At 69.6% G+C, this 16,886-nt stretch carries 19 protein-coding genes; 14 read left to right on the top strand and 5 right to left on the bottom strand.

What is annotated here, in order from left to right; genetic code table 11:
- The 3 genes from GEV07_20230 to GEV07_20220 all read left to right on the top strand — a co-directional run bounded on the left by GEV07_20230 (position 1) and on the right by GEV07_20220 (position 2,119).
- Positions 1 to 498, top strand: a complete 498-nt coding sequence (locus GEV07_20230) for an acetone carboxylase subunit gamma (GenBank protein ID MQA04945.1) — start codon at positions 1 to 3, stop codon at positions 496 to 498.
- Positions 499 to 501: 3 nt separating this feature from the next.
- A complete protein-coding gene (locus GEV07_20225; GenBank protein MQA04944.1) occupies positions 502 to 1,392 on the top strand; it encodes a 3-keto-5-aminohexanoate cleavage protein in 891 nt (296 codons plus the stop codon).
- A 415-nt stretch (positions 1,393 to 1,807) separates the two neighbouring features.
- Positions 1,808 to 2,119, top strand: a complete 312-nt coding sequence (locus GEV07_20220; GenBank protein MQA04943.1) for a hypothetical protein — start codon at positions 1,808 to 1,810, stop codon at positions 2,117 to 2,119.
- Positions 2,120 to 2,273: 154 nt separating this feature from the next.
- Here GEV07_20220 and GEV07_20215 read toward each other — a convergent pair whose 3' ends face one another.
- Both GEV07_20215 and GEV07_20210 read right to left on the bottom strand, forming a co-directional pair.
- Positions 2,274 to 3,611 carry an MFS transporter gene (locus GEV07_20215; GenBank protein ID MQA04942.1) on the bottom strand — a complete coding sequence of 446 codons (1,338 nt, stop codon included), beginning with the start codon at positions 3,609 to 3,611 and terminating at the stop codon, positions 2,274 to 2,276.
- A gap of 60 nt (positions 3,612 to 3,671) precedes the next feature.
- Positions 3,672 to 4,115, bottom strand: coding sequence for a heme-binding protein (locus GEV07_20210; GenBank protein MQA04941.1), 444 nt, complete (start codon positions 4,113 to 4,115; stop codon positions 3,672 to 3,674).
- On the opposite strand from GEV07_20210, the gene GEV07_20205 reads away from it, so the two are divergent.
- Positions 4,016 to 5,116 (top strand): dihydrodipicolinate synthase family protein, encoded by a 1,101-nt coding sequence (locus GEV07_20205; GenBank protein ID MQA04940.1) that lies wholly within the window; start codon positions 4,016 to 4,018, stop codon positions 5,114 to 5,116. The genes GEV07_20210 and GEV07_20205 overlap by 100 nt on opposite strands.
- Positions 5,117 to 5,120: 4 nt before the next feature.
- Here the strand turns inward: GEV07_20205 and GEV07_20200 are convergent, their stop codons facing one another.
- The gene (locus tag GEV07_20200; GenBank protein ID MQA04939.1) at positions 5,121 to 5,654 is read right to left on the bottom strand and encodes a flavin reductase; all 534 of its coding nucleotides are present in this window, start codon (positions 5,652 to 5,654) and stop codon (positions 5,121 to 5,123) included.
- Complete coding sequence (locus tag GEV07_20195) at positions 5,654 to 7,129, bottom strand: 4-hydroxyphenylacetate 3-hydroxylase (protein MQA04938.1); 1,476 nt, start codon at positions 7,127 to 7,129, stop codon at positions 5,654 to 5,656. Before GEV07_20195 ends, GEV07_20200 begins: the two co-directional genes overlap by 1 nt.
- A 91-nt stretch (positions 7,130 to 7,220) precedes the next feature.
- On the opposite strand from GEV07_20195, the gene GEV07_20190 reads away from it, so the two are divergent.
- The 10 genes from GEV07_20190 (at position 7,221) to GEV07_20145 (ending at position 16,743) form a co-directional block, all read left to right on the top strand.
- Positions 7,221 to 7,793: an amino acid synthesis family protein gene (locus GEV07_20190; protein MQA04937.1), complete on the top strand. Its 573-nt coding sequence runs from the start codon at positions 7,221 to 7,223 to the stop codon at positions 7,791 to 7,793.
- 112 nt (positions 7,794 to 7,905) lie between these two features.
- Positions 7,906 to 9,078: an amidohydrolase family protein gene (locus GEV07_20185; protein MQA04936.1), complete on the top strand. Its 1,173-nt coding sequence runs from the start codon at positions 7,906 to 7,908 to the stop codon at positions 9,076 to 9,078.
- A gap of 388 nt (positions 9,079 to 9,466) precedes the next feature.
- Positions 9,467 to 10,243, top strand: a complete 777-nt coding sequence (locus GEV07_20180) for a MarR family transcriptional regulator (protein MQA04935.1) — start codon at positions 9,467 to 9,469, stop codon at positions 10,241 to 10,243.
- 95 nt (positions 10,244 to 10,338) lie between these two features.
- Positions 10,339 to 11,202 carry a xanthine dehydrogenase family protein subunit M gene (locus GEV07_20175; GenBank protein MQA04934.1) on the top strand — a complete coding sequence of 288 codons (864 nt, stop codon included), beginning with the start codon at positions 10,339 to 10,341 and terminating at the stop codon, positions 11,200 to 11,202.
- A complete protein-coding gene (locus GEV07_20170) occupies positions 11,199 to 11,711 on the top strand; it encodes a 2Fe-2S iron-sulfur cluster binding domain-containing protein (GenBank protein ID MQA04933.1) in 513 nt (170 codons plus the stop codon). Before GEV07_20175 ends, GEV07_20170 begins: the two co-directional genes overlap by 4 nt.
- A complete protein-coding gene (locus GEV07_20165; protein ID MQA04932.1) occupies positions 11,698 to 14,133 on the top strand; it encodes a molybdopterin-dependent oxidoreductase in 2,436 nt (811 codons plus the stop codon). Before GEV07_20170 ends, GEV07_20165 begins: the two co-directional genes overlap by 14 nt.
- A complete protein-coding gene (locus GEV07_20160) occupies positions 14,130 to 14,834 on the top strand; it encodes an enoyl-CoA hydratase/isomerase family protein (GenBank protein ID MQA04931.1) in 705 nt (234 codons plus the stop codon). Before GEV07_20165 ends, GEV07_20160 begins: the two co-directional genes overlap by 4 nt.
- Before the next feature lie 13 nt (positions 14,835 to 14,847).
- Positions 14,848 to 15,633 carry an FCD domain-containing protein gene (locus tag GEV07_20155; protein MQA04930.1) on the top strand — a complete coding sequence of 262 codons (786 nt, stop codon included), beginning with the start codon at positions 14,848 to 14,850 and terminating at the stop codon, positions 15,631 to 15,633.
- On the top strand, positions 15,626 to 16,123 hold the full coding sequence (locus GEV07_20150) for a flavin reductase (protein ID MQA04929.1): 498 nt from the start codon (positions 15,626 to 15,628) through the stop codon (positions 16,121 to 16,123). Before GEV07_20155 ends, GEV07_20150 begins: the two co-directional genes overlap by 8 nt.
- Complete coding sequence (locus GEV07_20145) at positions 16,120 to 16,743, top strand: UbiX family flavin prenyltransferase (protein ID MQA04928.1); 624 nt, start codon at positions 16,120 to 16,122, stop codon at positions 16,741 to 16,743. The genes GEV07_20150 and GEV07_20145 overlap by 4 nt, the downstream gene beginning before the upstream one ends.
- A gap of 26 nt (positions 16,744 to 16,769) precedes the next feature.
- Here the strand turns inward: GEV07_20145 and GEV07_20140 are convergent.
- On the bottom strand, positions 16,770 to 16,886 hold a 117-nt coding region (locus GEV07_20140; protein ID MQA04927.1), incomplete at its 5' end, for an IS982 family transposase.

Below are 16,886 nucleotides of genomic sequence, written 5' to 3'. Positions count from 1 at the left end.
TTGACCAGCTACGACAAGACCGTGATTGAGGACCTCATCGACGGCTCCCTGCCCTGGCCGGCGGCCAAGTCGATGATGAGCTCGTACAAGGACGACGACAGGTTCGAGACCTACCTGGCGATCCTGCAGGAGCGCGTCTCGTGGCCGGAGCGGATCCTGCTGCCGGTCGGCGAGCACCTCTACATCGTCGAGGGCGCGGCCGGGCGGGTCGTGAAGTGCGACTGCGGGCACGAGTTCGGCGACTACAGGGAGAACTGGAAGCTGAGCGCCCTCGTGCGGGTGCGCTCTGACCGGGAGAGCATCGAGGAGATCTATCCCGGCCGGTACGCCTGCGACCCGGAGTGGATGGAGATCAGGGAGTTCATCTGCCCCGGCTGCACGACGTTGCTCGAGGTGGAGGCGGCGCCACCTGGGTTCCCCGTCGTCTTCGATTTCCTGCCCGACCTGGACACCTTCTATGGTGACTGGCTAGGCAAACCGTTGCCAGGGAGGGAGTGAGCCGTGAACCGCAAGGTCATCATCACCTGTGCTCTCACCGGTGCAGGCGACACCGTCGGGCGCAGCGAGTACGTGCCGGTGACTCCGGAGGAGATCGCCAACTCGGGTATCGAGGCGGCACGGGCCGGCGCCGCGGTGGTGCACGTGCACGTACGCGACCCGAAGACCGGCCAGGGCTCGCGCGACGTGGCGTTGTACCGCGAGGTGGCCGAACGGATCCGCGCCAGCGACGTCGACGTGGTGCTCAACCTGACCGCGGGCATGGGCGGTGACCTGTTCATCGACCCGGAGAACCCGCTGCAGGCGGTGGAGGGCACCGACCTGGTGAGCGGTCTGGCGCGGCTGCCGCACGTGGAGGAGCTGCGGCCGGACATCTGCACCCTCGACTGCGGGTCGTTGAACTTCGGCGAGGGCAGCCAGCTCTACATCTCCACGCCGGACATGCTGCGGGCCGGAGCGCGCCGCATCCAGGAGCTCGGTGTGCGGCCGGAGCTGGAGATCTTCGACACCGGCCAGCTCTGGTTCGCCAGCAAGATGGTCGAGGAAGGTCTCATCGACCGCCCGTCGCTGTTCCAGCTGTGCATGGGCATCCCGTACGGAGCGCCGGCCGACGTACTGCACCTGCAGGCGATGGTCAACCAGCTGCCCGAGGGCGCGCAGTTCGCGTCGTTCGCGCTCGGCCGGATGCAGATGGCGTGGGCCGCGCAGTCGGTGCTGCTCGGCGGGCACGTACGCGTCGGTCTGGAGGACAACCTCTACCTGGCCAAGGGCGTCAAGGCCACCAACGCGCAGCTGACCGAGCGCGCCGTCGACCTGGTGAACCTGCTCGGTGCGGAAGTGGCGTCCCCCGACGACGCGAGGCAGATCCTCGACCTACCGGCCAAGGCGAGGTGACCACGCGCCGCCGGGGGCAAGCTCGCGATAGCCACGCCGGGCCCTTGCGGCAACCTCGGCGGACGTGGTGGTGGCTGGCCGTGCGCTGCGGCGCGCGCGGTGATCGTTCTCGGTTCGTGAACGAGGATGGCTGGCCATGGAATGTGGTGACTCCCGAGCACCTCCCAGGTGCCCGAGTTCGCACCGGTGGATGCGATCGAGACGGCACGATATCGACCGCGCAGCCGGGCGCCGCATCCGCATTGGTCTGTCCCAAGCGCACATCCGCCCCTGGGGCCGATTCGGCTGAGGCCGAATCGGCGAGCTGTCGGCGGTGACAGGATGCTAGTTGTCGTCTGACGCAGTGCCATGAGGGAGGCGCAGTGAGCGGACTACCGAATGTCGATGACGGGGCCCTGAGCGGTCGCATCCCTCGATGCCCGAGCCGGGTGGGCCTGGCGAGCGCGTTGAGCCGAGCAACCAGGCTGGGCCCGGCCGGCGGAAGCGCCGCGGCCGGCCGTGGCTGATCGCCGGGATCGCGGGTTTCGTGGTCCTGGCTCTGGTGTGTGGAGCTGCGGGAAATGCATCTCTTTCCAGACGCTGGCAAGTACTCCGCGTCCGGTGTAGAGGAGCCCTGCGACCTTGTCTATCCGGAGGCGCTCCGCCTTCGGGCAGAGCATCCGCAGGGCGAGCCGCGCAGCAGCGTGCACACGTTCCTGTTTACCGGCGCAGGCACCCTGGACTGTGAAGTCCACTACGTACAGGGTGCGGGAGACGTTTCAGCGACCTTCAGCATGTTCGCGATCACGGAAGGACCCGCCGGGGCCGAATAGGCCGGCTGGTGACTCGGTGCCGGCACAGTTTGTCGTGCCGGCACCGAGCATGCTGTTCGTCGGTCGTCGTCAGCTGGGCAGCGGTTTGCCCTTCGTCTCCGGCCCGGCGAGGAAGGTGAACACCAGGCCGAGGATGTAGATCATCCCGATCACCAGCGCTGCGGTGCTCACTGCGCCGAACGCGTTCACGAGGAGGCCGGAGACCATCGTGGCCGCCGCCACGATGATCCTGGTCGAGTTGAACACGATGGTGATCGCCGTGCCGCGCACGTGGGTGGGGAACAGCTCGACCGGCCAGGTCGCCATCCAGGTGAACAGGCCGAGCGTGAAGACCCCGTTCGCCGCGGCCGCGATGAAGAGGGTCGCCGGTGTGGCGAACATGAACAGCACCACGTTCATCACCAGCGCACCGATGAAGTACGCGAACATCGTCGGTCTTCGGCCGAAGAAGTCGTTCAGGAAGCCCATCGAGAAGTAGCCGATGATGCCGCCGACGTTGTACCAGAACGCCGTGGACGTCGCAGTGGCCACCGGGTCGAGTCCGTTCTCGGCGGCCATGGCCGCGCCGAACTGGGGCACCCAGGTAGAGACCGCCCACCAGCCGCCGAGAGTCGTCGTGGCGAGCACGAGCAGGATCAAGATGCGTCGGCGCAGGATCGGCTCGTGGAACAGGTGCGCGACGGTGAACCTGGTGAGTGCCTTGTCGGCGTCGCTGAGCTCGGTGCCCTCACGGCGCCGCTTGCGGGCTGCGCGGCGCGCGTCGTCGGCGTCGGTCCACAGCTTCGGGTCCCTGACGTACCTGCGGATGAACAGCACCAGCACTGCCGGCAGCACGCCGATCAGGAACATGTAGCGCCACGAGCCCGGGCCGCCCTGGACGAAGATCCACACCGCGGTCGCCAGCAGGAAGCCGACGCCGAAGCCGCCCTGCAGGAACGCGATGCCCCGGCCGCGGCTCTTGTCCTTCCACATCTCGGAGACCAGCGCCGCCCCCGGCGCCCACTCCGCGCCCATGCCGAGCCCGGTGAGGAAGCGGAACGCGATGAAGAACCAGTAGTTCGGCGCCAACGCCGTGAGTCCGGTGAACGCCGCGTACCAGATGATGGAGAACATCAGGACGCGCCTGCGCCCGAAGTAGTCGGCGAGGACACCGGAGACCATGCCGCCGACTGCCCAGGCGACCAGCGTCACCGCGAGGATGCCGGCGAAGTACAACGCCGAGGCGTCGGGCCCGACCAAACCGGCGACGACCTGCTGGCCGACGAGGACGGCGACGTAGGTCTCGAAACCATCGAGACACCAGCCGAACCATGCGGCGATGAAGCCATTGCGCCTGTCGCTGCGTGAGACGCCGGTGCTCGTTTGCTGTCCTGCACTGGGTCTGTTCGTAGGGTTTTCGACGTTCATTTCCCGACTGCACCCGCCTTGTTCGTGTGAGGTCGTCGGACGGTTGGGTGAGGGAACGGCTCAGTGAGCCGGCGAGCCGAGGGGTGACTCGCGTAGGAAGTAGTCGAGTGCCGCTTCGGCTACCTCGACGTCTTGCGTGGCGGTGCCACTGCTCACTCCGATGCCCCCGACCACCGCGCCGTCGACGACGACGGGGATGCCGCCGCCGATGGTGGAGAAGTGCCCGCCGTTCGTACCGCTGATCCGCCATCCGGGACTGTTCGGGTTGGCGTCGTCGCCGTAGAAAGCGGTGGTGTTCCGCGCTGCGGCCGCGGTGAAGGCCTTGTCGATCGCGATCGCGACACTGGAGACCTTGCCGCCGTCGAGACGTTCGAACGCGATGAGGACGCCCGCGTCGTCGACCACTGCGCTGCACATCGGCACCCCGATACGGTCGGCGTGCTCTGCCGCGCCGCGCAGAATGCATCTGGCGTCCGCGATATCCAAGCGGCGGGTGGTCAACATTGGCCGATCCTCCTCTGCGTGCGGCCTATAATACGGTCATACAATCTCTTTGTCATGGGGTGAATTCGACCGCTGTTCAGGAGGCCCTGGTGGGTGTCGACACTTTGCGCGGTGTGGTTGGTGCCTGTTTGACGCCGTTCGCGCCCGACGGTCGGGTGGACGAGACGGCGCTCGCACGCGAGCTCGACTTCATGGCCGGCCACTGCGATGCGATCTCGGTGCTCGGCGCCGAGGTCTCCGAGTACCGGTTGCTCTCCGATGTCGACCGCAGGCATTGGCTGCGGCACGGCATCGCGGCCGTGGCTGGTCGGGTGCCGGTGCTCGCCGGTGCCTCGAGTGCGCGGATCGCCGAGGTGGCCGAGCTGGCCGAGCTCGCCGCCGACGCCGGCGCCACGTACGTCCAGGTGCTGCTGCCGAAGCGGCCGTGGGGGCCGGAAGCCAGCGTCCGCGAGGTGGTGACGTACTTCGAGCGGGTCACGGAGGTGAGCCCGCTGCCGGTGGTGGTTTACCACAACCCGTCGCGCGGCTCCGACCCTTCTGTGCAGGCGCTGATCAGGATCAGCGAGCTGGACGGCGTCGTGGGGTTCAAGGAGAGCTCGCGCGACATGTCGCGCATCGGCAGGCTCATCGCGGAGATCGACCTGGCCGGCAACGCGCGGTACCTGACGACCATGCAGCCGCTGCTCGCCACGCTGCTGCAGGGTGGCTCGGGCGCCATGATGCCGGCACCCGCGACGCTGCTCGGCAGTCGCGTACTGCGGGCCTTCGACGCCGGCGACATCGCCGCCGCCCGCACTGCGCAGGCGGTGTTCGCGGAGTTCCCCAGCCGCTGGTCGGCGTACGGGCTGACGCCCGTCATGCGGTGCGCCATGCGACACCTCGGCATCGACATCGGCGTCGGCCTGCCGCCGTTCGAGCCGGTCGCCGAGGCGGACGACGCGGCGATCGGCCGGTTCCTCGCCGACGCCGGCCTGACGCCCGATGCGGTAGCGGTGGGTTGACATCTCACACCAACGGCCCGGTGGCGGACCACGACTTGAGCAGCTGGTCCTCGGGTGCCTCGAGCGCGCCGAACCGCCGGTCGAAGTAGAGCAACGGGCGTCGGCCGGGTTGGTGCCCGCATTCGGTGACCGTGCCGACGAAGATGGAGTGGTCGCCGCCCGGATGGCTCTCCACGACCGTGCAGCTGAAGTACGCGATAGCGGCGGAGAGCACGGGCGGCTGCCGGGTGACGAGTGGCACGCCGGCGAACCGGTCGGCGCCGTACGTGGCGAACCTCCTGGCCAGCTCGACGTGCTCCTCGCCGAGTACGTTCACCGCGAAGCTCCCGCTGTCCCCGAGCGCCCGGTGGGTCGGCAGCGAGCGCTGGATGCAGGCGAGCAGCTGGGGCGGTTCGAGCGACAGCGAGCAGACGGCGGAGGCGGTCATGCCGGCGGGACCGGTCGGCGTGGTCGTCGTCACGATGGTCACGCCGACCGCGAGCAGCGACATCGACTCCCGGAACTGGCCCTGCTCGGGCACCTGACCGCCTGCCGTCATCAGACCACCGCCGTCGCCTCGGGTTCGTTGTCGCTGTACACCCCGTAGCCGGCCAGTGCGGAGTCCACCAGCCCGGTTGCCATGTCGAAGTCGTAGTTGTTCGCCATCCGCATCTTCACCACGAACGGCGCACCCGCGTAGAACATCTCGTACTGGTGGTGCCGGCTGGCGAACTCCGAACCCACCAGGTCCCAGGCGAGCTTGAGCAGCTTGACCCGCTCCGGCATCGGCGTGCCCGGCGACTGGACGTAGCGGCCGAGCTGCTCGGCGATCTCCGGGTCGCGCAGGTCGTTCACCGTCGCCGGCAGCTGGATCAGCCCACCGCCACACAGGTCACGTACCAGGTGCAGCAGCTTGCCGTAGATCTCCGGCTGCAGCGTGGTGTTCGCGAACGTGAGCGCGCTACCCGGCCAGGCGACGCCGTTGTCGTCCAGTTCGCAGTCGTACTCGGCGGCGAGGACGAGACCGTTGGTCATCGTCGCGTGCGCGGCGAGCTCGCCGAGGGTGCCCTGCACCGGGGGCAGCTTGTCCACGCCGTTCATCGCGGCCACCTTGGCAGCGACGCCGGTGAGCAGGTCGAGCTTGGTGGCCAACCGGACCTGCGCCTGCAGGTTGCCGAGCAGCCAGGCCGGCGTCTGCCACCACTGCGCCTGCACCCGGTCGAGGTCGCGGTAGACGAAGACGTGTTCCCAGGGGACGAACACGTCGTCGTACACGACCAGCGAGTCGGTCTCGTCGAACCGGCTTGCTAGCGGGTAGTCGTAGCTGCTGGTCGCGGCGTGCGCGTACGACCGGCGCGGGAAGATCTTCACGCCGGGCGCGGAGACCGGCACGACGACGGAGATCGCGTAGTTCTCGTCGCCGGGGCGCAGCGGCACGATGCTGCTGAGCTGGATCCAGTCCGCGAGCACCGCGCCGGTGCCGAGCATCTGCGCGCCCTTGATCACGATGCCGCCGTCGCGTTCCTCCTTGACGCCGGCGTACAGGTGCGGGTCGGCCTGCTGGTGTGCCGGCTTGCCGCGGTCGATCTGCGGCGGCACGATCGTGTAGGCGGCGTAGATGTCGTTCTCCGCCGCGTACCTGTGGAAGTTCACCACATTGGCGGCGAAGTCGCCGTCGAAGACGTGCGGTGCCGCGGCGAAACCGGTGAGGAAGCCCGCGACGTGGTCGGGGGAGCGGCCCATCAGGCCGTACGTCTGCTCCGCCCACAGCCGCAGGCCACGGCGGCGCCTGGCGAGGTCCTCGGTGCTGTGGGGGAGGAGGAAGGCGACGTTGTGCGCGTTGCCGGTCTCCGGCGAGGTGTACGTCATCACCTCACGGTTCGCGGGGTCCGACGCGAAGTCGTACAGGTGTGCGACCGAACGCACCGCGCCGCGGAACGCGGGGTGTGTGGTGACGTCGGAGACGCGCTCGCCGTCGATGTAGACGCTCCTGCCGTCGCGTAGGCCCTCGACGTACTCGACACCGCTGCGCATGACCACCTGCCTCGAGATCTTGATTAGATGACTTTTGTAAATTACTTTTGTCATCTACTCGTGGTCAAGCAACAGTTGCTCGGGAGGTGCAGTGGCCTACCAGATCCGCAAGCGGTTCCATGCGGTGGAGGAGATCAGCCACGACGGCGGGCCGGTCGCCGCGGTACCGCTGCGCAAGGCAGTCGTCGCGGCGGTGATCGCGAACCTGTACGCCGACGGCTACGCGGCGGATCTCGCCGAGCTCATCGGGCCGAGCGCGGAGCTGGGCGCGGAGCTCACCCGGCAGGGCATCGAGCTGCTCGGCGGCCGCGCCGAGGGCTACGGCAAGGGCGCCATCGTCGGCACCTCGGGCGAGCAGGAACACGGGGTGGCGTGCCTGACCACGCCGTTCGGTGACGCCCTGCGCGCCGGCGTGGGCGGTGGTGCGGCCTGGGTGAGCTCGGCCACGAAGGTCGGAGCCGCCGGCACCGCGCTGGACATCCCGCTCGCCTACAAGGACGCGCTGTTCGTGCGCTCGCACTACGACGCCATGACGCTCTGCATCGCGGACGCGCCGCGTCCGGCCGAGATCGTCGTGGCCATCGTGCTGTCCAGTGGCGGCAGGGTGCATCACCGGGTTGGTGGCCTCAGTCTCGAAGACGCGGTAGGGGATGGTGTGCGATGAGTGCTCTGCTCGCCGAACCAACAGAGATCGAGCTCGACGCCGACATCGTGTGGGACGATGCGATCGAGGTCGACGACTACGCACCGGCCGGTGTCGCCGGTGAAGGGATGCGATGACCACAGCGCTGGTGAACATCGGGGACTCCCATTCCGGTGCCACCGACGGTGCACCGCTGCCCGGCGACGCGCTCGTCCTCGACGGCGGCCAGGTCGCGTGGATCGGTGACTCAGGCGCCGTCACGGCGGGCGACCACGAGTGCGTGGTCGACGTCGCGGGCGCGGCGGTCGTCCCCGGCCTGATCGACTCGCACGTCCACACCACGTTCGGTGACTACACGCCGCGCCAGGGCATGATCGGCTTTCTCGACAGCTACCTGCACGGTGGCACGACGCGCGTGATCTCCGCGAGCGAGGTGCACGTGCCTGGCCGGCCGAAGGACGTCGTGGGGATCAAGGCTCTGGCCGTTGCAGCCCAGCGCTGCTTCGCCGACTACCGGCCGTCGGGCATCACTGTGCACGCCGGCTCCGTCGTGCTGGAACCCGGCCTGACGGCGGACGACTTCGCCGAGCTGAAGGCCGCCGGCGTCTGGTTGGCGAAGGCCGGCTTCGGCGCGTTCGGCACGCCGATGGACTACGTACCGGTCGTGCGCGCTGCGCGCGAGGCCGGACTCGTGGTGATGGCACATACCGGCGGCGGCTCCATCCCCGGCAGCCTGTCGAAGATCTCCGCCGACGCCGTGCTGGCCATGCGTCCGAACATCTCGGGGCACGTCAACGGCGGCCCGACCGCGCTCGACCTGGAGGAGAACGCGCGGCTCGTGGACGAGGGCGACGGCATCGCGCTGCAGCTCGTGCAGGCCGGCAACCTGCGGTCGGCCATCGACATCGCCAACCGGGCGCTTGGCGCCGGTGCGTTCGAGCGGCTGCTGATCGCGACCGACACCCCTACCGGCACGGGCGTCATCTCCCTCGGCATGCTGCGGCAGATGGCCGAGCTGGCCTCGCTGTCCGAGCTGTCGGCGCGGCAGGTGGTGACGGCCGCGACCGGCAACGTCGCCGACGTCTACGGGCTCGACGCGGGCCGGCTGGAGGTCGGTCGGCCGGCCGACCTGCTCGTCGTGGACGCACCCGTCGGCGGGAGTACGTCCGACGCGTTCACGGCCCTGGACAACGGCGACCTGCCTGCCGTCGCGGTGTCGATCACCGCCGGCGAGGTGCGTTTCACGAGGAGCAGGAACACCCCGCCGGCGAGCAAGCCGGTGACCGTGACCGGGGCGGGCGCATGACCGCCGCGGCGCAGGGGATGCTCTTCTCCCAGATGGAGCCGCCGGCGGAACTGCTCGACGACTTCCACGACTGGTACGACACCGAGCACATCCCCGTACGGCTGGCGCTGCCCGGTTTCGAGCGCGCGACGCGTTACCGCGCACTCGAGGGCAGCCCGGAGTATCTCGCCATCTACGAGCTGAGCGACCTCGCGACACTCGACAGCGACGGCTACCGGCAGCTGAAGGACCAGCCGTCGCCGCGTACCGACCGGATGCTCGCGCAGGTGCGCGGGTTCACCAGGTTCACCTGCGAGCTGACCTCTGACACCGGCCCCGCGGCGGCGGGCGACTACCTGTCCGTCGTGGCGTTCGCCGTGCCGGAGGCGGACGAGGCGGCCCTCGACGACTGGTACGAGAACGAGCACGTACCGGCGCTGATGAAGGCGGCCGGGTGGCTGCGCGTGCGCCGGTGGCGGGTGCTCGCCGGCGCCGGTGGCCCGTGGACGCACATCGCGCTGCACGAGCTGGCCGACCGCGACGTGCTCGACTCGCCGGAGCGCGCCGCGGCCCGCACCGGGCCGAAGCGGGACGCGCTCGCCGGCAGGCCCTGGTTCGAAATGTCGGGGCGTTGGCTCTATCAGGTGTTGAATCGGTACTCGTGAGCGAGAAGCGGAGTTCTGCGACGAAGGCGACCGGACGCCGCGCGAGCCGGTCGAGGCCCGCCGGCAAGGACGCGCAGGGACGGTCCGTCGACAGCCCCGAGTTCCGTGGCTACTTCGGCGGCATCGCCGAGGCGCACCGGGTGATCCGCAAGGTCTTCCGGCTGGTCGACGAGCAGGCGAAGAAGGCCGGCCTCGAGCCGCTGGAGCACAAGCTGCTCATCCAGGTGCTCGGCGCTCCGGACGCGCCGCTGTCCGTCTACGCCGCGGCGGACCGGCTGGACATCTCCTCGGCGCTGGCGTCGCGCCTGATCAAGAGCCTGGTGGAGCGCGGGCTGGTCGACCGGGTGCCCGGCGAGCACGACCGGCGGGTCACGAAGGTCACCATCACCGCGGCCGGCCGCGAGCTGCTTGCCCGTGTCGACGCCGACGTACGGCAGCACGTGGATCTGTTCCAGCGCGAGCTGACCGACGACGAACGCGACGGTGCGCTGCGTATCTTCTCGTTCTACCTCGGTCGCTGAGCGCAGTCCCGTCGCAGATCTCACGCTTACATTGTCTGTTTGTCTTACGGTATTATCGTCGTGCCAGTCTGCGTCACGGGTGACGGAGGCACGACATGTATCCACGCGCATTCGCCTACGCACGTCCGCACACCGTCGACGAAGCGCTCGACCTGCTGGCCGAGCACGGCTCGGACGCCGGCGTGCTCGCCGGCGGGATGAGCCTCGTGCCGCAGCTGAAGTACCGGCAGCGCGGCCCCGCGGTCGTCGTGGACATCGGCGGCCTGCGCGACCTCGCGGGTCTGACCCTGGACGCCGGCGTGCTCCGCATCGGTGCCTTGACCAGGCACGCGGAGGCAGCCCAGTGGTGCGGGCACGCCGGGCTCGCGATGGTCGCGGAGCTGGCCGGCCGGATCGGCGACCCGCAGGTGCGCAACATGGGTACGGTCGGCGGCTCGCTGGCGGCCGTCGAACCGACGGGGGACTGGGGCGCTGCGCTGCTCGCCGTCCGCGGTGAGGTGGTCGCGCGGGCCGGCGCAGGGCAGCGGACGATCGCCGCGGACGACCTGTTCGTCGCGACGCACACCAGCTCGCTGCGCCCCGACGAGCTGCTCACCGAGGTCGGCGTCCCCGTGCCTGGCGGGCGGTTCGGTACCGCCCAGGCGAAGTTCGAGCAGCGAGCCGGTGCGGCGTTGATGAGCTGCGCCGTGTGCCTGGAGCTCGACCCGGACACCGACCAGGTCCTCGCCGCCGGGGTCGCCGCGGTGGGCCTGGCAGGGCACCCGGTGCGCCTGGACGCGGTGGAGCAGGCCGTACACGGGCAGTGGTTCGACGAGGCGTTGCTGGACGAGGTCGCGGCGATCGTACGCGGCCGCGATCCCGACTACCGGCGGTCGGTGCTCGGCCGGCTGGTGCGCGACGCGCTGCGCGATGCCGCCGCCAGGGCCCGCGCGACCGACGACGGCGAGGAGGCCGGATGAGCAGCGAACCCAGCGCCGCAGCCAGACAGGTGGTGCTGCGCGTCAACGGCACCGACCACCGCGTCGACGTGGAGCCGCGCACCCTGCTGGTGGACGCCATCCGTGAGCGGGTGGGCCTGACCGGCACGCACATCGGCTGCGACAGCACCAGCTGCGGCGCCTGCACCGTGCTGCTCGACGACCGGCCGGTGAAGTCGTGCACGCTGTTCGCCGTCCAGGCCGAGGGCGCGGCCATCCGCACGGTGGAGAGCGTGGCCGCGCCCGGTGGTGCGCTCCACCCGTTGCAGCAGGCCTTCGAGGACGAGTTCGCCTTCCAGTGCGGGTACTGCACCGCAGGCATGTTGATGTCGTCGCTGGCCATCTACGAACGCGGCGGCACCCCGACCCGCGACCAGATCAGGAACGGGCTGGTCGGCAACCTCTGCCGCTGCACCGGGTACGAGTCGATCGTGGACGCCGTGCAGGCGGCGACGTCCCGGCGGGAGGGAGCCGACGATGACGGCACCTGAGACGGCGCCCGCCGTAGGGCAGAGCCTGCCACGCGTCCGCGACCGCGAGCTGCTGCGCGGCGAGGGCACGTACGTCGGGGACGTGCGGCTGCCCGGCATGCTCTACGGCGTCTTCTACCGCAGCCCGCACGCGCACGCGCGGATCACGCGGCTGTCGCTGGAACGCGCGCTGGCACTGCCCGGCGTCGTGCTCGGCATCACTGCGGACGACCTGACCAGCCGCGTGCACGCGATGCAGCCGTTCCCGTTCCAGAGCCGCAACCCGTTCCGTGGCGGGAACCCGGCGATCAAGTTCGCCGACCGGGTCGGGCTGGCGAAGGACAAGGTGCGTTACGTCGGCGAGGCCGTGGCACTGCTCGTCGCGACCGACAGGTACGTCGCGGAGGATGCGCTCGAGCTCGTCGACGCCGAGTACGAGGTGCTCCCGCCGGTGCTCGACGCCGAGGAGGGCGCAGCCGACGACGCGCCCAGGCTCTACGAGGAGTGGGACGACAACGTCACGCTGCGGTTCGAGGTGTCGTCAGGTGACGTGGACGCGGCGTTCGACGACGCCGACGTGGTGGTCGAGCGAACGTTGCGGCACCACAGGTTCAGCGGCACACCCATCGAACCGCGCGGCGTGGTCGCTGACTACGACGAGGCGGCGAACACGCTGACCGTCTGGACGTCGAGCCAGATCGCGCACGCCGTCGGCGTGCTGCTGGAGAACAGCATCAAGGCCGACCCCGCGGTGTCGGTGCGGGTGATCACGCCGCGCGTCGGTGGCGGCTTCGGGCAGAAGTGGGGCTTCTACCCGGAGGAGCTGGTGGTGCCGGTCGCGGCGATGGCTGCCGGGCGGCCCGTGCGGTGGATCGAGACCCGCCGCGAGCACATGCTGGCCACCAACCACGCGCGCGAGCAGATCCACCACGTCGGCATGGCGCTGAAGAACGACGGCACCATCGTCGGTCTGCGCGACCGCATCTACGCCGACCTCGGCGACGCGTACCCGGTGGGCGGGCTCGCGTCGATCGTCACCACCCCGATGTTCGTGCCAGGTGCGTACAAGATCAAGAACTACCAGGCGGACCTCTTCGGCATCGCGACGAACAAGACCCCGTTCGGCGCGCACCGCGGCTTCGGCAAGTCCGAGGCGGCGTACTGCATCGAGCGGATGATGGACGAGGCGGCCACCGCGCTCGGTCTCGACCCGGTCGAGGTGCGGATGCGCAACTTCATCCCGCCCGAGGAGTTCCCCTACGAGTGCGCCACCGGCTCGCGCTACGACAGCGGCAACTACCCGGAGGCCATGCAGCGGCTGGCCGAGCTGCTCGACTACGACGGCTGGCGTGAACGGCAGCAGGCGGCGCGCGCGGAAGGTCGGCTGCTCGGTATCGGCACCATCCTTGCCATCGAGCCGTCGTCGTCCACCCGGATGGGTTCGTACAACAACGGCTACTACAGCGTGCGCGTGGCGATGGACCCGGCCGGGCAGGTGCTCGTAGCGACCGGCGGCAGCGACGAGGGGCAGGGCCACTCGACGACCATCGCGCAGCTGGTCGCGGACGAGCTCGGCATCCACCCGGACGCCGTACGCGTGGTGGAAGGCGACACCGACCACACGCCGTACGGCTCCGGATCGTACTCCAGCAGGTTCTCCGTCGTGGGGACGTCGGCGGTCACCATGGCGAGCCGGAAGATGGCCACGAAGCTGAAGCGGATCGCCGCGCACCTGCTCGAAGCAGACGCCGCCGACCTCGACCTGACGGCCGGGCAGGCGCGGGTCAGGGGCACCGCAGGCGGTGCGGGTACGGCGATCACCGTGCGCGACCTCGCGCGGGTGGCGTACCACCGCATCCACGACCTGCCGCAGGACGAGGATCCCGGCCTGGAGATGCTGTACCACTACCGCGACCCGAACGTCGACTTCCCCGCCGACGAGCGCGGCCGGGTGGCGATGTTCTCCAGCTTCCCGTACTCGGCCGACGGTGCCGTGGTGGAGATCGACCAGGAGACCGGGAGGCTGCAGATCCTCACGTACGTCAGCGTGCACGACTGCGGCAACCACCTGAACCCGAAGATCGTGGAGGGCCAGCACCTCGGTGCGCTCGCGCACGGCCTCGGCGGTGCGCTGTTCGAGCAGTTCAGCTACGCGCCGGACGGGCAGCCGCTGAACCGGAACTTCCGCGAGTACCTGATCCCCACGGCGGCGGACATGCCGCCGCTGACGCTCGAACACATCATCACGCCGAACCCGTTCACGCCGGGCGGTTACAAGGGTGCAGGCGAGACCGGGACGGTGACGCCCGTGCCGTGCCTGGCGAATGCCGTCGAGGACGCCGTCAGGCACCTCGGTGGCCGCATCGACCGGCTGCCGCTGCAGCCGGAGATCGTGTGGTCCCAGCTCCCCAGGGAGCAGATCGGGAGAGAGGTGCCTCGATGACGGAGCAGCTGGTAAGGGTCGAGCGCGACGGTCCGGTGGCGTACGTGACCCTCGATCGCGCGAGCGAGCAGAACAAGGTGACGTACGCGATGATGCGGCAGCTCATCGCCGCGCTCACCGAGGCGGGCTCAGCCGACGTGCTCGTGCTAGGTGCGGAAGGTGCGGACTTCTGCCTCGGCCGCGACCAGAGGGAGAAACCCGAAGGGGTGTCGCTGGCCGACAACCTGACGCTCATCACCGAGGTCAACGGGTTGCTCGACGGCTACGGCGGCGTGTCCGTCGGCCTGGTACGCGGGCGGGCGCTGGGGTTCGGCAGCGGGCTCGCCATGCACACCGACATCACGCTGGCCAGCGACGACGCGACGTTCGGGTTCGACGAGATCACGCACGGCTTCCCGCCGCTGGTGGTGGAGACGTTCCTCGCCGACTACCTGCCGCGCAAGGCCGCGCTCGACCTGGTGCTGACCGGCAGGCACGTCGGCGCCGCGGAGGCGCTCGCGATGGGCATGGTCAGCCGGGTCGTGCCGGACGCCGAGCTGGACGCGGTCGCCGCCGACGTGGTGGCCGGGCTGCGCGCTGCGCCGGCGAGCGGGCTGAGCCGGGCGAAGACGTTCCTCCACGAGGTCGGCCAGGTGCCGCCAGTGGACCGGGCCGCGTACGGGGTGCGCGAGCTGGTTTCCTGGCGCCAGGCGAACCAATGACACCACCTGACCGGTGGCCGCGGGGGAGCGGGCTGGGATCATTGACGTGTCGCCGCGTGATGCCGGCGGATCTGGTGTTGTACCGCACGAGGAGGTGAGGGACGTGGCTACCGGGGATCTGCGCGTCGCCGCGGTGGCGGCGCCGTTGCGTACCCAGGTGGTGCGCAACCTGCGGGAGGCGATCCTGAACCGCACCTTCAAGCCCGGCCAGCGGCTGGTGGAGCGCGAGCTGTGCGAGCTGACCAAGGTGAGCCGCACCACGGTCCGGGAGGCACTACGGCAGCTGGAGAGCGAAGGCCTGGTCGACCTGGTGCCCAACCAGGGGCCGGTCGTGGCGAGTATGTCCGTGGCCGAGGCACGTGACATCTACGAGGTGCGCGGCGTGCTCGAGTCGCTGGTCGTCGGCAGGTTCGCGGAACACGCGACCGACGAGCAGCTGGCCCGGCTGGCCGAGGCCGTCGACGAGTTCGAACGGGTCGTCCGGGGCGGCGACGTCGCCGAGATCGTGGTGCGCAAGGACGACTTCTACGACGTCCTGCTCGAGGGTTCTGGCAACGTCGTGGTGCGGCGGGTGCTCGAGTCGCTGTGGGGGCGGATCGCGTACCCGCGGTCCACGTCGCTGCGGCGGCCGAGGCGGCCGGACGAGGTCGCCGACGAGGTACGACAGGTGGTCGACGCGATCATGCGCCGCGACGCGGCGGCCGCGCGGCGGCTCTCCCGCGCGCACGTGGACAAGGCGGCGAGTGCTGCGCTCGAGGTGCTCGAGCAGGAAGCGGCGGAGAAGACCACCGATGCCTGAGTCCGAGGCCGAGCGGGCGACCGTGGGCTTCGGCCGGCTGGCCGTCGCCGTCGCCATCGTCACAACGCTCGACGGCGAGCACCCGCACGGCTCGACGGGGATGGCGTGGGCGGAACACGCGGACCCACCGTTGTTGCTGACCACGTTGAAGGTCGCCGGCCGCACCCGCGAGCTGGTGGCGGCGACCGGGGTGTTCGGGGTGAGCGTGCTCGCCGACGGCCAGGTCGGCTACGTCAAGAAGTTCGCGTCGAAGTCTCGGGTGCCTGGTGACCGGTTCGAGGGCGTCGACCACACGCGCGGGGAGCGGCTCGGTGTGCCCCTGCTCACCGGCTGTGTCGCGAACTTCGAGTGTGAGGTGCGCGATATCCATCCGTTCGGTGGGCATGACATCGTGGTGGGCAACGTAGTGTCGACACTGCTGACCACCGACGACCGGGCCCTGGTGCACTACGACGGCCACCTCTGGTCGCTGAACGAGGTGACACCATGACCGACCCGCGCAAGCGGATCATCGTCGCGATCACCGGTGCGTCGGGCACGATCTACGGTGCCCGCACCGTAGAGCTGTTGCGCGACATGCCCGACGTGGAGACCCACCTCATCATCACCGCCGGCGCGCGGAAGACGCTCGCGTACGAGACCGTGCTCGACCCCGACGAGTTGACCGAGATGGCCGACGTCGTGCACCGCGACAACGACCTGGCGGCGTCGATCTCCAGCGGCTCGTTCCGTACCGACGGCATGGTGGTGGCACCCTGCAGCATCAAGTCGCTGTCGGCCATCGCGAACAGCTACGACGAGAACCTCGTGACGCGCGCCGCCGACGTCGTGCTGAAGGAACGCCGGCGCCTGGTGCTGGTGGTACGCGAGACCCCGTTCCACCTCAACCACCTGCGGCTGATGACCCAGGTGACCGAGGCCGGCGGCATCGTCGTACCACCGGTGCCCGCGTTCTACAACCACCCGCAGACCGTCGACGACATCGTCAACCAGACGGTGGGTCGCGTACTCGACCTCTTCGACCTCGACTCGAGCGTGGTGAAGCGCTGGCTCGGCGGCCAGGACGCCGCCAAACGCGCCCGCATCCACCGCAACGGCCAGACCGACTAGGGCGCCCTAGATGGTTGATTCCTTGGTCAGTGGTCGTAGGCGGTTAGTGATCGTTTGCTGGTGACGCCGGTGGTCCAGTTGGTCCAGATGCCGGAGGTGAGGGCGAGGAGTCGCTGGGCGATGCGGGTGAAGACTCCGGTGGG

The organism is Streptosporangiales bacterium, assembly GCA_009379825.1.
Classification (GTDB): domain Bacteria; phylum Actinomycetota; class Actinomycetes; order Streptosporangiales; family WHST01; genus WHST01.
The sequence above is the reverse complement of the archived record's forward strand: the minus strand, read 5'-3'. Positions and strand labels throughout refer to the sequence as shown.

Bases quoted from the DNA above. Each gene is read 5' to 3' on its own strand.
- GEV07_20195 (MQA04938.1), bottom strand. From the start codon at position 7,129: ATGCGCAGCGGTGTCGAGTACGTCGAGGGCCTACGCGACGGCAGGAGC.
- GEV07_20150 (MQA04929.1), top strand. From the start codon at position 15,626: ATGCCTGAGTCCGAGGCCGAGCGGGCGACCGTGGGCTTCGGCCGGCTG.
- GEV07_20210 (MQA04941.1), bottom strand. From the start codon at position 4,115: ATGTTGACCACCCGCCGCTTGGATATCGCGGACGCCAGATGCATTCTG.
- GEV07_20170 (MQA04933.1), top strand. From the start codon at position 11,199: ATGAGCAGCGAACCCAGCGCCGCAGCCAGACAGGTGGTGCTGCGCGTC.
- GEV07_20175 (MQA04934.1), top strand. From the start codon at position 10,339: ATGTATCCACGCGCATTCGCCTACGCACGTCCGCACACCGTCGACGAA.
- GEV07_20185 (MQA04936.1), top strand. From the start codon at position 7,906: ATGACCACAGCGCTGGTGAACATCGGGGACTCCCATTCCGGTGCCACC.
- GEV07_20160 (MQA04931.1), top strand. From the start codon at position 14,130: ATGACGGAGCAGCTGGTAAGGGTCGAGCGCGACGGTCCGGTGGCGTAC.
- GEV07_20215 (MQA04942.1), bottom strand. From the start codon at position 3,611: ATGAACGTCGAAAACCCTACGAACAGACCCAGTGCAGGACAGCAAACG.
- GEV07_20220 (MQA04943.1), top strand. From the start codon at position 1,808: ATGCCCGAGCCGGGTGGGCCTGGCGAGCGCGTTGAGCCGAGCAACCAG.
- GEV07_20165 (MQA04932.1), top strand. From the start codon at position 11,698: ATGACGGCACCTGAGACGGCGCCCGCCGTAGGGCAGAGCCTGCCACGC.
- GEV07_20145 (MQA04928.1), top strand. From the start codon at position 16,120: ATGACCGACCCGCGCAAGCGGATCATCGTCGCGATCACCGGTGCGTCG.
- GEV07_20200 (MQA04939.1), bottom strand. From the start codon at position 5,654: ATGACGGCAGGCGGTCAGGTGCCCGAGCAGGGCCAGTTCCGGGAGTCG.